Raw genomic sequence first — 13,532 nt, 5'->3', positions numbered from 1 at the left:
CCGCCACCACCACCACCGCCTCCAGACCCCCCTCCCCCGTCTGGACCAGCCCTTTGGTGACTCGGTTCTGATCCAGCCCCCGCTCTGGTAGCACCGCAAAATGAAGGACCACTTTGGTCGTGTCGTCCTATTTCCGCACATCCTCCTGTTCAGTCCGTAGACAAGGTGCCCTTATGCTATTGTTCAAATCTTCTTGGTTGAAACTCCTTGTCCTAGCTAGTTTAGCCACCCAGATAACTGGTTGTTTTTTCGTTCCTTTTGAAGGAAGTAGTACCAGCCCCTCACCAACTCCTACCAACTCACCGGCCCCAACCCCTTCCCCTTCTCTAGGCAGCATTAACTCAGTTGGCCAAGCCCCTCGTCCGGCAGAAGTTAGCCGCTACGAAACCCAGGTGAAAACTAAGTTGGATGCAATTAAGCTCCTAGCTGGCTTAGGGGACTATGAGCAAACCCATGACAACTATGTCAACTTAATGGAAGGCGGCATGACCGAAAACCTCAAGATTTCTCTAGAGTCTGGTATCAACTATGCAATTATCGGGGTATGCGATGAGGATTGCACTGATCTAGATTTCATTTTGTATGATGATAATGGCAACAAGATTGGAACCGATCGCGAAGTTGATAATTTCCCCGTAGTTACAGCAAACCCCAGATGGAGTGCAACCTTTACCTTAACTGTTGATATGTACCGATGTAATAATGCTCCGTGCTACTTCGGAGTCGGTGTTTTTGCAGAGAGAAAGCCCAGTAAGTTGATCTCCCAATGATCAACCATAACAGCGAGGCTTTAGCCCGTAACGACTTCAGTCGTTACTACGAGCTTTGCAAAACTTATCATCTGACCAACTAGGAAGGTCTCCCTGAAAGTCGGGCCACTCATAGGCTTCTCGAACGTGACCCTTACGCCTGCTGGCGGTACCAGGCGATCGTATTTTCTAACCCTTGACGGAAAGGCACTTGGGCCACAAATCCAAACTCAGATTTGGCCCGTTCCGTTGCGAGGCAGCGGCGGGGTTGGCCATTGGGTTTATCCGTTTGCCAGACGATTTCACCGTCGAATTGCATCAGTTCGCAAATTAGGGTGATTAAATCCCGAATCGAAATTTCCTGTCCCGTGCCCAGGTTCACGGGTTCAGGTTTGTCGTACAACTGGGTTCCCATGACAATGCCACGGGCCGCATCCCCCGAGTAAAGAAACTCCCGCGTGGGACTGCCGTCGCCCCAGACAAAGATTTGCCGATCGCCCTGTTGTTGGGCCTCATGCACCTTACGGATCAGCGCCGGAATCACATGGGAACTATTAGGATCAAAATTATCCTCTGGGCCGTAAAGATTCACCGGTAACAGGTAAATCCCATTGAAGCCATACTGTTGACGATAGGCTTGCAGTTGCACCAGCAGCGCTTTCTTGGCAATGCCGTAGGGTGCATTGGTTTCCTCAGGATAGCCATTCCACAGATCATCCTCCTGGAACGGGACCGGGGTGAACTTCGGATAAGCACAGATCGTCCCCACACAGACGAATTTTTTGACCCCAGCTTCATAGGCACTGTGGATCAGTTGGGTGCCCATCATCAGGTTGTCGTAGAACAGTTCCGCCGGTTTAGCTTGATTCAGCCCAATCCCCCCCACATGGGCCGCCAGGTGGATGACAATATCCTGTCCCTGGACAGCCCGTTGGCAATGGGCCAGTTGGCGCAGATCACAGTCGCGCGATCGCGGCACCGTAATGCGATCAGGATTAGCCCCAGCCGCCACCAATTGGGCCACCACCCGTTTCCCCAGGAAGCCCGCCCCCCCGGTTACCAGAATGTTTTTATCACTTAAGTCTAGGGGGTGCATCCTCCTACTCCTTGCTCCTCAGGTTTAAGGCACCAAATGACTCGAATCGTGGCGGATAAAGGCTGGGTCGATCTCAGACGGTAAGCGATCGCCCTTGGGTGTCGGCAAACCCAAAGCCACCAGATCCGCATCCACCATTAAATGCACCAATTCCGAGAACGTCACCGACGGTTGCCAACCTAATTTCTGTCGAGCCTTGCTTGCATCACCGATCAGCAACTCCACCTCCGTCGGTCGCAGGTAGCGCTCATCAAACTCCACAAAATCCGGCCAGTTAAGGTTGACATAACGAAAAGCCAGATCGAGAAACTCCCTTACGGAATGGGTTTCCCCCGTGGCAATCACATAATCATCCGGTTCATCCTGTTGCAGCATCAACCACATGGCCTGCACGTAATCCTTCGCATAGCCCCAGTCGCGCTTTGCATCCAGGTTACCCAGATATAGCTTTTGCTGCGTACCGTTAATGATCCGCGCGATCGCCCGCGTAATCTTCCGGGTCACAAAGGTTTCGCCGCGTCGGGGACCTTCGTGGTTAAAGAGAATCCCGTTGCAGGCAAATAAACCATAGGCTTCCCGGTAATTCAGCGTTTGCCAGTGGGCATAGACCTTGGCACAAGCATAGGGACTGCGGGGATAGAACGGCGTCGTCTCCTTTTGGGGAATCTCCTGCACCAGCCCAAACATCTCCGACGACCCGGCCTGGTAAAATCTCACCCCAATCCCGGTCCGCTGCTGATAATCCCGAATCGCCTCCAACAACCGTAGCGTCCCCATCCCCACCGTATCGACCGTATATTCCGGCGCATCGAAGCTAACCCGGACATGGGACTGGGCACCCAAATTATAAATTTCCGTTGGCTGAACTTGCTCTAGCAGCCGTCGTAGGGTTGTGCCATCCGTCAGATCGCCATAGTGGAGGAAGAAGCGGGCTTCAGCTAGGTGGGGGTCGATATACAGGTGGTCAACGCGATCGGTATTAAACGTTGAAGTCCGGCGCATGATGCCATGCACCTCATACCCCTTCTCTAACAAAAGCTCACTGAGGTAGGACCCATCCTGTCCCGTCACCCCCGTGATCAAAGCCCGTTTTACTGCCATAAGCGTCTACTTCATCCTGATTGAGCGGTTGAGCAACTGCCATCCCCTAAGGGATTACCCGATCGTGCCCCGATCGTGACCTGATCATAGCCAAGTGATGGCCAGATTCAGGTGCCGCCAAAATGACGACACAACGCCACCCTACCCCCTAACCGAGCCAACTTCTCCTAAAGAAGCCAGCCGTCCGATCCGGAGAGGCACTGGGTTTAGCTGCGCCGTCCTAGCTAGCAAACGCTCGATTCAGTAAGCCCCGTTGTTTTTCGGGAATATCACCACCCCGATCGTCTTGAGCACAATCCAGAAATCCGTCCAGAGATTGTGACAATCGACGTAGTAAGTATCAATCTGGACACGGCGCGGATAGGGAATATCATTCCGTCCAGACACCTGCCATAGGCCCGTGATCCCCGGCTTGATCGTTAACACCTTATGGATATGGTGTTCGTACTTGTACAGTTCCTCCGGAACCAGGGGCCGAGGGCCGACCACACTCATATCCCCCATCAAGACATTCCAGAACTGGGGAAACTCATCCAGACTCGTCAGACGCAAAAAGCGACCAATCCAGGTGATTCGGGGGTCGTGCTTGAGTTTGAAGTTGTCTTCAAATTCCTGCCGGACATTGGGCGACGTTTCTAGCATCTCCAGCAATACCTCATCCGCATTCTCGACCATCGTGCGGAACTTGAGGCAGCCAAAGGGTCGGTGATTCTGTCCAATCCGGGTTTGGACATAGAAGATCGGTCCTGGCGAACTGAGCGCGATCAGGAGCGCCAGCAACAGGTAAAGGGGAGAGAAAAGGATCAGGACCGCTAGCGAGAAGACAATATCAAACACTCGTTTGGGAAACTCCCGATCCAGGCTCCGAGGCAGTCCCCTACGTCTACCCCGGACAGCAAGGGGCTGAAACCCCCGCTTGACTAGTGTACGAACTAACTTGCCGGAGAGGAGTTGGCTTTCGGCAGTCATTTTACTCCTTACAACAATCCACACCACACACAGTCATCATCATAAAGCCAGATCCCCCTAATCCGGTGTGCCCAGTCGTAAAATTAAGCATTCAAGCCCGAATTCCGGCTAAATCGGGCTGTGTTTGTCTCCAATATTGTTGTCTAGGACACGATTTGGGCTGGCGTGGGCCGATCCGAGCGACCTGGGTTTGCAGCCGTTACGACGGGGGGACGATCGTGGCTCCCTGGTCAAAGGCCTCAATGCCGTGGGCAAGAAACCGACCATAGTGTTCGGCAAAAATTTGCGGCGAGAAGCGCTCCGCCTGACGACGAATCACCTCTGGGCTGAATTGGGTTTGATGCTGTTCAAAAGCTTCAACCGCTGCCATGAGGGCCGTCGGGGTTTGGGGGGTAAACAGGATACCCGTGCCCCCCTGGGGGTCCTGTTGCCAATCCCGTACCGTTTCCCCCACGCCCCCGGCCCCGTAGCCAATCACGGGAGTACCACAAGCTTGGGCTTCGACGGGCGCAATGCCAAAATCCTCACAAGCAGCATAGACAAAGGCTTTGGCCTGGGCCATGTGTTGTTCCACGATCGCGTTGGGTTGGGCACCGAGGAATTGGATGTGGGGGCGGGCCATCTGGCGGAGACGGGGTAAGTCAGGGCCGTCGCCAATCACAATCAGGGGCCGATCGAGTTGGTTGAACGCCTGGACAATGATGTCCACACGCTTGTAGGGCACGAGGCGGGAAACGGTGAGGTAAAAATCCTGTTTCTCCGGCTGAAGTTGGAAGCGATCGAGGTTCACAGGTGGATAGATCACTTCAGCGGGGCGGCGGTAACAGCGCCAGATGCGACGGGCCGTATGGTGCGAGTTAGCGATGAAGTAGTCCACCCGATTGGCGGAAATCACATCCCACTGACGCAGGCGGTGCAGCAAATAGCGGGTGAGCCAGCCCATCACCCCCTGACCCGCCCGACTACCCTGGAGATAGTCGAAGGTGAGGTCCCAGGCATAGCGCATGGGGGTATGGCAGTAGCACACATGGAGTTGGTGCGGTGCGGTTAAGATCCCTTTGGCAACCGCATGGGAGGAGGAGAGCAGGATATCGTACTGGCGCAGATCCAATTGCTCGATCGCCAGGGGTAATAGGGGTAAATATTTCTGGACGCCATTGCGGGCTTGAGGAAAGTGTTGCAGAAAAGTGGTCCCGATCGTCCGCTGGTAGAGATAGCTGTCGGGATTGGTAGATTCAAAGTCGATCAGAGCATAGAGATCGGCCTCTACGAGGTCTAAAATCGCCTGTACGACCAGTTCGGACCCGCCCGTGGCTTGGGGGGTCAACCATTCGTGAATCAGGGCATAGGATTTTTTGGCTGTCACCCGTCTCTCCCGGAACCAACCGTTCGCATTGGGCGGGTTTATTGGGACCCTGTTGTCCCCAAAAGCCGTTGGCAAAACCCGCCCCTACAATTTACCAATCAAATTTACCAATCAATTTACCCATCGGCATTCCGGCATGCCGAATCTAGGCATTCCAAATCCTGGCATACTGGGGGGAGAAATTTTGGTGGCGCTGGCGGGCTAATGGTGGGCATGAAGGTGACGGAACAGCAGATCGATGTGGGTACCTTGCAGTGGTTCTATCGGGAATGTCTCCCAATGCAGGAGCCGGAAGGTCCCCCTGTGGTCCTGTTACACGGCATCCCTTCCCAAAGCTATAGCTGGCGGGAGGTGTTGCCTGCCCTGGCGGAACAGGGCAGGCGGGCGATCGCGCCGGATTGGATCGGCTCTGGCTTTTCCAGCAAACCGGAACCCCGCGAATTTGGCAGCTATACCCCAGAAGCCTATCTCAAGGCGTTTGCCGATTTTGTCGATGCGTTGGACCTAGCGCGGTTTTCCCTGGTCGTCCAGGGGTTTGTGGGGTCGGTGGGGTTGCAATATGCCCTGCGGCACCGCGATCGCATCGAACGCCTTGCCATTTTCAACGCGCCCCTAACCACAGCCGTCCGTCTGCCCTGGAAACTCAAACAACTGGGACTGCCTTTCGTTGGCGATATGCTGACCCAGGACCCCCTGATGATCGATCGCACCCTCGAAGGCGGCGGTTTCTACCGCGTGCCCGATGAGGCCCTGGATGTCTATCGGCGGCCCTACCTGAAAACCTCGGCGGTGGGGCGTGCCCTGCTGGCCACGGTGCGTAACCTGCAATTGCCCACGGTCCTGGCCGAACTTGAAACGGGCTTCCAAACCTGGGAACACCCTACCCTGGTGGGTTGGGGCATGGAAGATCCCTGGCTGCCGTTCAGCCTGGTGGAACAGTTCGTGATCGCCGTTCCCCAGACCGAAGTTGTCAAGCTGGAACAGGTGGGGCATTATCCCCAAGAGGACTGGCACGAGAAGGTGAGTCAGGCACTTATCCCCTTCCTGCGCCGTCAGCCCCATTAACCGGGTCCCCTTGTCCCCCTTAGGGTTGCCCGCCGTGCAAAGTTACCCCCCTGAAATGTTCGCGTCTGTGGGTTTGCTGCATCCATGCTCTCACCGTGTTTGACCCCCGCCTGCTCCCAGCCTCGCCATTCGGCCCAGCCCCTAGCGGTCCTGGGTCCTATCCTGCTCCTGGTCCTTGGCTTTGCGGGCCTGGAATGGGTGATCGGACGGTTCAGCCATAGCTTGGCGCTGCAATCTGACTCTGGGCACATGCTAGCCGACGCCAGCGCTATCCTGATTGCCCTAGGGGCCACGGGCATGACCCGGCTCACCCGGTCCTATTACCGTGCCCACGCCCGGCGCTGGGAACTGGGGGCAGCCCTTCTAAATGCGATCGGCCTACTGTTCATGGCCGGGTTAATCGCCTGGGAAGCCGCTAAACATCTGGCCCATCCCCCCACCACGGTCATCAGCCTGCCTATGTTGCTGACGGCGATCGTGGGGTTACTGATCAACGGCATTGGGATGGCATTATTGCACCGGGGCAGTCAGCAAAGTTTGAACTTACGGGGCGTTTTTTTGCACAGCTTGGCGGATCTGGCCAGTTCAATCGGCGTGATTGTGGCCGCGATCGCCATTTCAGTCCTGCACTGGCTCTGGCTAGATGGGGTGATTAGTTTAGGCATTGCGGGGTTGATTGGGGGCAGCGGCCTCTGGCTGATGGGGCAAGGTTGGACGCAATGGCATCAAGGCCCCCCGGTCCAAGCCCCCCTGCCACAATCCACATCTTTAGCGGCTTGGGGTTGGCAAGAAATCGGGGCAACGGATTTGGCCACGGTGATCCACCGCGCCTCCCCCCTAAACGAGCACAGCATCAAGCTTCAGACAAGTGCTTCAACCCGCTCAGCCCCAACGGATGCGTCTTGCTGACCCTAAAGCCCAGTCTCAGGGAGAGCACCGTCAAAGGGGCTAGGAGCCTCTAGCGGCAACCCGGCAATTGACAGCGGGCGTCGCATTTCCCGCCCGTCGCCCCCCCGAAGTTCCTGGGTCCGTAAGCTGGCCAGCAGCAGCAACCTGATCAAATAGAACATGGGACTTTCCTTAAATTTACTGGGGGTAACCTCAAGGGCAGTAGAGCAAAATGGTATAACTCTGGTAGGCTTCTAGTGAGTCTGCTATATCCATCGCCATCTGTGTGCGATCGGGTGCGGGGAACATCCCCAGTTGTTTCGTTGGAGTGACCGTGATTGCAGTCTATCCCGGCAGCTTTGATCCCATTACCCTAGGGCACCTCGATATTATCGAGCGCGGTTGTAAGCTGTTTGAAACCGTGATTGTTGCAGTGTTGCGTAACCCCAACAAAACCCCGATGTTCACCGTGCAAGAGCGTATGGCACAAATTCGCCGATCGACAGCCCACTTACCCAACCTCGTCGTGGATAGCTTTGGGGGGCTAACGGTAAATTACGTGCGTTCCCACAATGCTCAGGTCATTCTGCGGGGATTACGGGTATTATCAGACTTTGAACTGGAGCTACAGATGGCTCACACCAACAAAACGTTGGCTGAACAGGTTGAAACGGTCTTCTTGGCTACTTCGACGGAGCACAGCTTTCTGAGCAGTAGTCTCGTCAAAGAAGTGGCCCGGTTTGATGGTTCGATCGATCATCTTGTCCCTAAACACGTCGCCCTGGATGTTTATCACCGATGCTGCGCCAAGACTCCTCTCGGACCGAATCCGATCGTAACGGATCAGGCTACGCCAGCAGACCCACCGCAGCCGGAGGGAATAACGTAGATATCCAAAGGGAGTTAAACCGCCTAGAGGAGCTAATCCTTGACAGTACCCGCCTGCCCCTTACCCGCTGGACCTTGGTGGATGAGGAACAGTTTTTGGAGCAGTTGGACCTGGTACGCCTGAGCTTACCCGCCGCCTTCCGCGAAGCCCAAGAGGTGGTCCAGCAGCGGGAGGAGATTTTACTGGAAACGGAACAGTACGCCCGATCGATCATCGAAGCGGCGGAACAACGGGCAGCCCAGATTAAGGATGATTTAGGGATTATCCAGCAAGCCGAAATGGAAGCCCGCCAGATCTGGCAACAGGTGCAACAGGAATGTGAAGCGGCACGGGAGCAGACCATCCAGGAGATTGAGCAAATGCGGCGGCAGGCCCAACAGGAACTGAGTGACGCTCAACGCCGTACCTTGATGGAATGTGAATCCCTGGAACAGGGAGCGGACGAATACGCTGATCGCGTGTTGAATTCGATCGAGCAGCAATTGAATGACATGATGCGCATCATCCGCAACGGTCGCAACCAACTCCAGCGAGAACTGCCCCCCTCCCACACCGCTGAACTGAGTGGCGGTCAAGTGCGATCGGCAATCCGACCTGCCGAAGGCCGGGGCAACCCTTCCCAATCTCGCCCCTAGGATAGCCAACAGCCAGTTTGGCAATGTGGGGTCGTCACGACTTGAGTGGTGGCGGGCAGAAGCCCACACGACAAACTCTGCCTAATTAACTTGGCACTGTACTAGCCAGCGGCAGGAAGCAGGGGGCAGCTATCGATAGCACATCTATAGAAACACTACAAAATTTAGAAACACTACAAAATTTGGCGGCTGCTTGTGTCCCTACAGTAGGATGGGGCTGTGGAGGTTCGATTGGACGCTTGTTCGCCCTGAGATCACATCGGACGGATGGAATACCATGTCCCTGAATTTAAGTTTGGTGTGGCTGCTGGTGGGGTCAGTTCTGTGTTTAGCAGAATTGTTTCTGCCCTCGGCTTTTATCGAATTTACCTTGGGGGTTAGTGCCCTGCTGGTGGCGATCGTTGCCCTAGTGATCCCGTATTTTACGGTCCAATTTGCCCTCTGGATCGCCCTATCTGGGGTGCTCCTGATGCTGTCACGGCGCTTGGTGCCCGATCGCAAGGCGGCCCTGAACCTAGAGGGCGAACGGGAAGCCGAAACCCTCACGGAAATCCCCGCTGGGGAGGCCGGACGGGTGCTATATGAAGGGAATTCCTGGCGAGCCTGTTGCGAAGACGAAGCGCTAACCATTCCCGCCCAACAAAAGGTCTACGTGGTCGGGCGCAAAGGGACCACGCTGATTGTGGTGCCCCAATCCGTGCTCAAAAGTTCAGATCTGGGATGAACCTCCGGTCTGCCCTGCCCTTAGCCAGTGGTTAGCGGTGGTTGACTAACAGTGATTTTTAACCCAATCGTTTGAGGAGACAGCCCCGATGGGAGGATTTGGATTTATCTTTTTCGTATTTCTCGTCTTTGGTGGTTCAGCCATCATTGGCTCAGTTAAAGTGATCAACCAAAGTGATGAAGCCCTGGTCGAAAGCCTTGGTCGCTACAAAACTAAACTGAAACCGGGCCTTAATTTCGTGACACCCTTTATCGATAAAGTGGTTTACCAGGAAACCATCCGGGAAAAGGTGCTGGACGTTCCCAAGCAGAATTGTATTACCCGTGACAATGTATCCATCTCGGTAGATGCCGTCGTCTACTGGCGCATTATCGATATGGAAAAAGCCTTCTACCGGGTAGAAAATCTGGTGCAGGCGATGCAAAACCTGGTGCTGACCCAGATTCGCGCCGAAATGGGCAAACTGGAGTTGGATGAAACCTTTACGGCCCGGCAACAGGTCAACGAAACCCTCCTGCGGGAATTAGACACCTCGACCGATCCCTGGGGCGTTAAGGTCACACGGGTAGAATTACGCGATATCACGCCTTCTCGAGCCGTGCAGGATTCAATGGAACTGCAAATGGCGGCGGAACGGCGCAAGCGAGCCGCCATCCTTACCTCAGAAGGGGAACGGGATGCGGCGATTAACACGGCCCGTGGGGAAGCGGAAGCCCGGGTGCTCGATGCGGAAGCCCGCCAAAAGGCGACGATTCTGGAAGCGGAGGCGGAGCAAAAGGCCATGATCCTCCACGCCCAAGCTGAACGACAGGAGCAAGTTCTCCGGGCCCAGGGGACCTCAGAGGCGATGCAACTCATCACACGCACCCTCGGCGCTGATCCCAATAGCCGGGAAGCCCTCCAATTCTTGTTGGCCCAGCAATACCTGCAAATGGGTCTCAAGATTGGCAGCAGCGAGAGTAGCAAGGTGATGTTTATGGACCCCCACAGTATCCCGGCGACGATCGAGGGGATGAAGGCGGTGATTAGTGGCAATAACAGTGGCGATATCCCCCCGATCGTTCGTTAGCCGATCGCGGGCATCCCCGCGCTTATCCCCCAGTTCGTAGTGGCGACTTCAGTCGTCACTAGCCAGTACTTGTTGCAGGCCAACGAATAATCATCGGGAGATCAGCCCGCCTGGAGCGACGAAAGTTGTGACGACCAAGCGTGGGTGGCAGTCTCAAAATTGCAGTTAAAGGGCGCTAAGCACACCTCGAAAAGTACCCAGCTTGCGCCCACAGCCAACGCAATTGCGTTAATTGGGGCAGTGCAACTGCCCCGCTCCCACCGTCATCGGGATGTCCTTAAGGGGTAGCCTGGGCTTGGCAACGATCGCAGAGGCCGAAGAACTCGAGGGTGTGAAAGAAAATCTTAAAGTGGTGTGATCGGTTCAACTGGGCTTCAAGTTCATGCACAGGGCATTCGTCGATCGGGATCGAGTTGCCGCATTGTAGACAGGTCAGGTGGTGGCGATCGGCGTGGATGAGGCTATAGGCGGCCTCCCCATTGGCCAGGGCACGCACCTGCACCGCGCCTTCCCGTTTCAGCGCGTCTAGGGCGCGGTAGATTGTGGCTAAGCCCAATTCCTGCTTTCGTCGGTGCAGTTCGACATAGATCTCCTGGGCCGAGAGACTCTGGGGGGTCTGCTTCAGCAGGGTGAGAATCCGTTCTTGGCTACGGGTACGTCTGGCTCTCATTAACGATGGCGGAATGATTCCTTTGATCTTAGCCTAGTGATCTTCACCTAACCTTGCTGACCGTCAGGGCTGCCGGGTAGGCCGAGCAGTTCGCCCTGACCAGGGATGACTTCAGCGATCGCAAACGCCTCGATTTGCTGCTGCTCGAAGATCTGGATCGTTCGCTCAGCCTGAGACGGGGGCACAATCACCGCAAACCCAATACCCATATTGAACGTGTCAAACAGGGCAACTGGCGGCACCTCCCCCACCCGCGCAATCCAGTCAAAGATGGGAGGAATCGGCCAGGAGTGGGTAAATTGCAGGGCCTGGTTGGGACCCAGGCAGCGGGGCAGATTTTCTGGCAAGCCGCCCCCCGTAATGTGGGCCATCGCATGGATTGCCAGACCCGAGCGTCGGGCTGTTAGCACGGGTTGGACATAGATCTGCGTTGGCGTGAGCAACACCTCACCCAGCGTCGCCCCCCCCAGTTCCGGTGGACAGGCTTGTAGGGCCTCTGCCAAGGGTTCTCCCAGGATTTTACGCACGAGGCTAAAGCCATTACTGTGGACACCCTGACTGGCTAAACCAATGACCCGATCCCCTACCTGGACCTGGGAACCATCCAGGATCTCGGATTTTTCGACAATCCCGACACAAAACCCAGCCAAATCATACTCCCCAGGTGGGTAAAAACCGGGCATCTCCGCCGTTTCACCGCCAATCAGCGCACAGCCCGCTTGCTGACAGCCCTGGGCAATACCGGCCACCACCTGGACCAACTGTTCCGGCTGCAAACGGCCCGTTGCCAAATAGTCCAGGAAAAACAAGGGTTCTGCCCCGGCAGTCAAGACATCGTTGACGCACATGGCCACCAGATCAATCCCGATCGTCTCGTGGCGATCGCAGGCATGGGCCAGCTTTAGCTTCGTCCCCACCCCATCGGTGCCAGAGACCAGGACCGGTTCCCGGTAGCCCGTGGGTAACGCAAACAGACCACTAAACCCCCCCAAACCACCGAGGACTTCCGGGCGATAGGTCGCAGTAACGGCGGCACGAATGCGATCAACAAAGGCCCGTCCAGCCACCACATCCACACCCGCATCACGATAATCCATAGGACTAACCCGTTGGCTCACAATCACGCTGGGAAGAACCAGCACCCGTTACCGGGGTAGGGTTGGCCCTGGGTTCACTCCCTTCCTGAGTGTCGCATAAGTCGGCAAAGCATTGGCTGGCAAACCGAGTGAGTCGCGGTATGATCAAAATCAACCTGCGGCCCTGGGTAGCTCAGGGATGGTTGTGATTGAGGCAGCGGATTAAGGGGGATTCAGGTGACAATGAATGTCATGGCGTTTTTTGAGCTAAGTACGGGTAAGTGGCGATCGCAACGCACCACCCATCACTTAGCCTTCCGGCGATCGGAAGCCGGGGAATCTGAGATCTACGTCAAAGCCTTACCCGCCCAAGACGCCAGTATTATTGAAATTTGCCAACTCCATCAAGTTGACCCACAAACCGCGATCGGGGGAGCCTTTGTCTCCTGGAGTAGCTCAATGGCCTGGGATCAGGATGAGGAAAACCATGAAGGAACGACGGTATTTGCCCTGATCCCAGATGTGGCTAATCCCCGTCAAGGCACCCTGCTCAGGGAACGGGGCTACGCCGAAATCATTCCGGTGGCGGGTCAATACTATATGGATGACGAGGATGCCCTAGTGCTGACGACAGAGTATGAAACCATGAGTTCGATCGAGCGCTTTTGGTTCCCTACCCCCAGCCTGCGGATGCGCACCAGCACGGTCAAACGGTTTGGTGGCTTTTCCACGGCCACGTTCTGTACAGAATGGCGGATCGAAGCCGACGATGCGACTCCGACCAGCCCCCCAACCGCTGAGAACGCGCAGACACCGGTAACCCCAACCACCGCAACGGTGCCAACCCCCTATCTTTCCTTCCTCGGATGGTAGAGGCGGGCCTTGACCAAAAAATAATGGGATTCAAGCCCCGTCCTTCTCGGACGGCTTTGAGTAAACTGCGAACACCTTAATCAAAAGGCTAAAATTGCAGCATGGTAACCCTCACTTACGAGTACAAGCTGCAACCTACGCTTGAGCAGGAAGCGATTATTGCGGACTGGCTGGAGATTTGCCGGAAAGTCTACAATTTTGCGCTGGCCGAACGTAAAGATTGGGCGCGTTCTCGCAAGTGCGACATCAATGCTTGTCGCATCGACCGGGAGTACATCATCCCTGCTGCTGCCCAGCGGCCCACATACTACTCCCAGTGCCAGGCACTGGCGGCTGCCAAACAGCAGTTCCCAGAATTGAAA

At 55.7% G+C, this 13,532-nt stretch carries 15 protein-coding genes; 9 read left to right on the top strand and 6 right to left on the bottom strand.

Going from position 1 to position 13,532, the window contains the following annotated elements; genetic code table 11:
• The first annotated feature begins 173 nt into the window (after nucleotides 1–173).
• A complete protein-coding gene (locus ACWIUF_RS20205; RefSeq protein ID WP_448574337.1) occupies nucleotides 174–770 on the top strand; it encodes a hypothetical protein in 597 nt (198 codons plus the stop codon).
• A gap of 133 nt (nucleotides 771–903) precedes the next feature.
• On the opposite strand, the gene ACWIUF_RS20200 is transcribed toward ACWIUF_RS20205, so the two are convergent.
• From ACWIUF_RS20200 to ACWIUF_RS20185, 4 genes are all read right to left on the bottom strand, one after another.
• On the bottom strand, nucleotides 904–1,845 hold the full coding sequence (locus ACWIUF_RS20200) for a GDP-L-fucose synthase family protein (protein ID WP_448574336.1): 942 nt from the start codon (nucleotides 1,843–1,845) through the stop codon (nucleotides 904–906).
• Nucleotides 1,846–1,869: 24 nt separating this feature from the next.
• The gene (gmd, locus tag ACWIUF_RS20195) at nucleotides 1,870–2,946 is read right to left on the bottom strand and encodes a GDP-mannose 4,6-dehydratase (protein WP_448574335.1); all 1,077 of its coding nucleotides are present in this window, start codon (nucleotides 2,944–2,946) and stop codon (nucleotides 1,870–1,872) included.
• A gap of 240 nt (nucleotides 2,947–3,186) precedes the next feature.
• On the bottom strand, nucleotides 3,187–3,915 hold the full coding sequence (locus ACWIUF_RS20190) for a sugar transferase (RefSeq protein ID WP_448574334.1): 729 nt from the start codon (nucleotides 3,913–3,915) through the stop codon (nucleotides 3,187–3,189).
• 199 nt (nucleotides 3,916–4,114) lie between these two features.
• Nucleotides 4,115–5,281 carry a glycosyltransferase gene (locus ACWIUF_RS20185; protein ID WP_448574332.1) on the bottom strand — a complete coding sequence of 389 codons (1,167 nt, stop codon included), beginning with the start codon at nucleotides 5,279–5,281 and terminating at the stop codon, nucleotides 4,115–4,117.
• A 213-nt stretch (nucleotides 5,282–5,494) separates the two neighbouring features.
• Between ACWIUF_RS20185 and ACWIUF_RS20180 the strand changes: the two genes are divergently transcribed.
• The 6 genes from ACWIUF_RS20180 to ACWIUF_RS20155 all read left to right on the top strand — a co-directional run bounded on the left by ACWIUF_RS20180 (nucleotide 5,495) and on the right by ACWIUF_RS20155 (nucleotide 10,551).
• The gene (locus ACWIUF_RS20180) at nucleotides 5,495–6,346 is read left to right on the top strand and encodes an alpha/beta fold hydrolase (protein ID WP_448574331.1); all 852 of its coding nucleotides are present in this window, start codon (nucleotides 5,495–5,497) and stop codon (nucleotides 6,344–6,346) included.
• Nucleotides 6,347–6,430: 84 nt separating this feature from the next.
• The gene (locus ACWIUF_RS20175) at nucleotides 6,431–7,255 is read left to right on the top strand and encodes a cation diffusion facilitator family transporter (RefSeq protein WP_448574330.1); all 825 of its coding nucleotides are present in this window, start codon (nucleotides 6,431–6,433) and stop codon (nucleotides 7,253–7,255) included.
• 307 nt (nucleotides 7,256–7,562) lie between these two features.
• Entirely contained in the window at nucleotides 7,563–8,123 is a 561-nt protein-coding gene (coaD, locus tag ACWIUF_RS20170) for a pantetheine-phosphate adenylyltransferase (RefSeq protein ID WP_448574329.1), read from the top strand.
• A complete protein-coding gene (locus tag ACWIUF_RS20165; protein ID WP_448574328.1) occupies nucleotides 8,033–8,758 on the top strand; it encodes a hypothetical protein in 726 nt (241 codons plus the stop codon). Before coaD ends, ACWIUF_RS20165 begins: the two co-directional genes overlap by 91 nt.
• Nucleotides 8,759–9,035: 277 nt before the next feature.
• On the top strand, nucleotides 9,036–9,482 hold the full coding sequence (locus ACWIUF_RS20160; protein WP_448574327.1) for an NfeD family protein: 447 nt from the start codon (nucleotides 9,036–9,038) through the stop codon (nucleotides 9,480–9,482).
• Nucleotides 9,483–9,570: 88 nt separating this feature from the next.
• On the top strand, nucleotides 9,571–10,551 hold the full coding sequence (locus ACWIUF_RS20155) for an SPFH domain-containing protein (protein WP_448574326.1): 981 nt from the start codon (nucleotides 9,571–9,573) through the stop codon (nucleotides 10,549–10,551).
• A 277-nt stretch (nucleotides 10,552–10,828) separates the two neighbouring features.
• Here ACWIUF_RS20155 and ACWIUF_RS20150 read toward each other — a convergent pair whose 3' ends face one another.
• Together ACWIUF_RS20150 and purM are read right to left on the bottom strand one after the other, a co-directional pair.
• The gene (locus ACWIUF_RS20150; RefSeq protein WP_448574325.1) at nucleotides 10,829–11,221 is read right to left on the bottom strand and encodes a Fur family transcriptional regulator; all 393 of its coding nucleotides are present in this window, start codon (nucleotides 11,219–11,221) and stop codon (nucleotides 10,829–10,831) included.
• Between the two features lie 47 nt (nucleotides 11,222–11,268).
• Entirely contained in the window at nucleotides 11,269–12,318 is a 1,050-nt protein-coding gene (gene purM, locus ACWIUF_RS20145; RefSeq protein WP_448574324.1) for a phosphoribosylformylglycinamidine cyclo-ligase, read from the bottom strand.
• Between the two features lie 222 nt (nucleotides 12,319–12,540).
• Between purM and ACWIUF_RS20140 the strand changes: the two genes are divergently transcribed.
• Nucleotides 12,541–13,170, top strand: a complete 630-nt coding sequence (locus tag ACWIUF_RS20140; protein WP_448574338.1) for a phycobiliprotein lyase — start codon at nucleotides 12,541–12,543, stop codon at nucleotides 13,168–13,170.
• Between the two features lie 101 nt (nucleotides 13,171–13,271).
• Nucleotides 13,272–13,532, top strand: a 261-nt coding sequence (locus ACWIUF_RS20135) for a helix-turn-helix domain-containing protein (protein WP_448574323.1), incomplete at its 3' end; no start/stop codon positions are given.

The organism is Trichothermofontia sp., from assembly GCF_053493415.1.
Note: the sequence above shows the minus strand (reverse complement) of the source record. Positions and strands in the feature narration are given on the sequence as shown.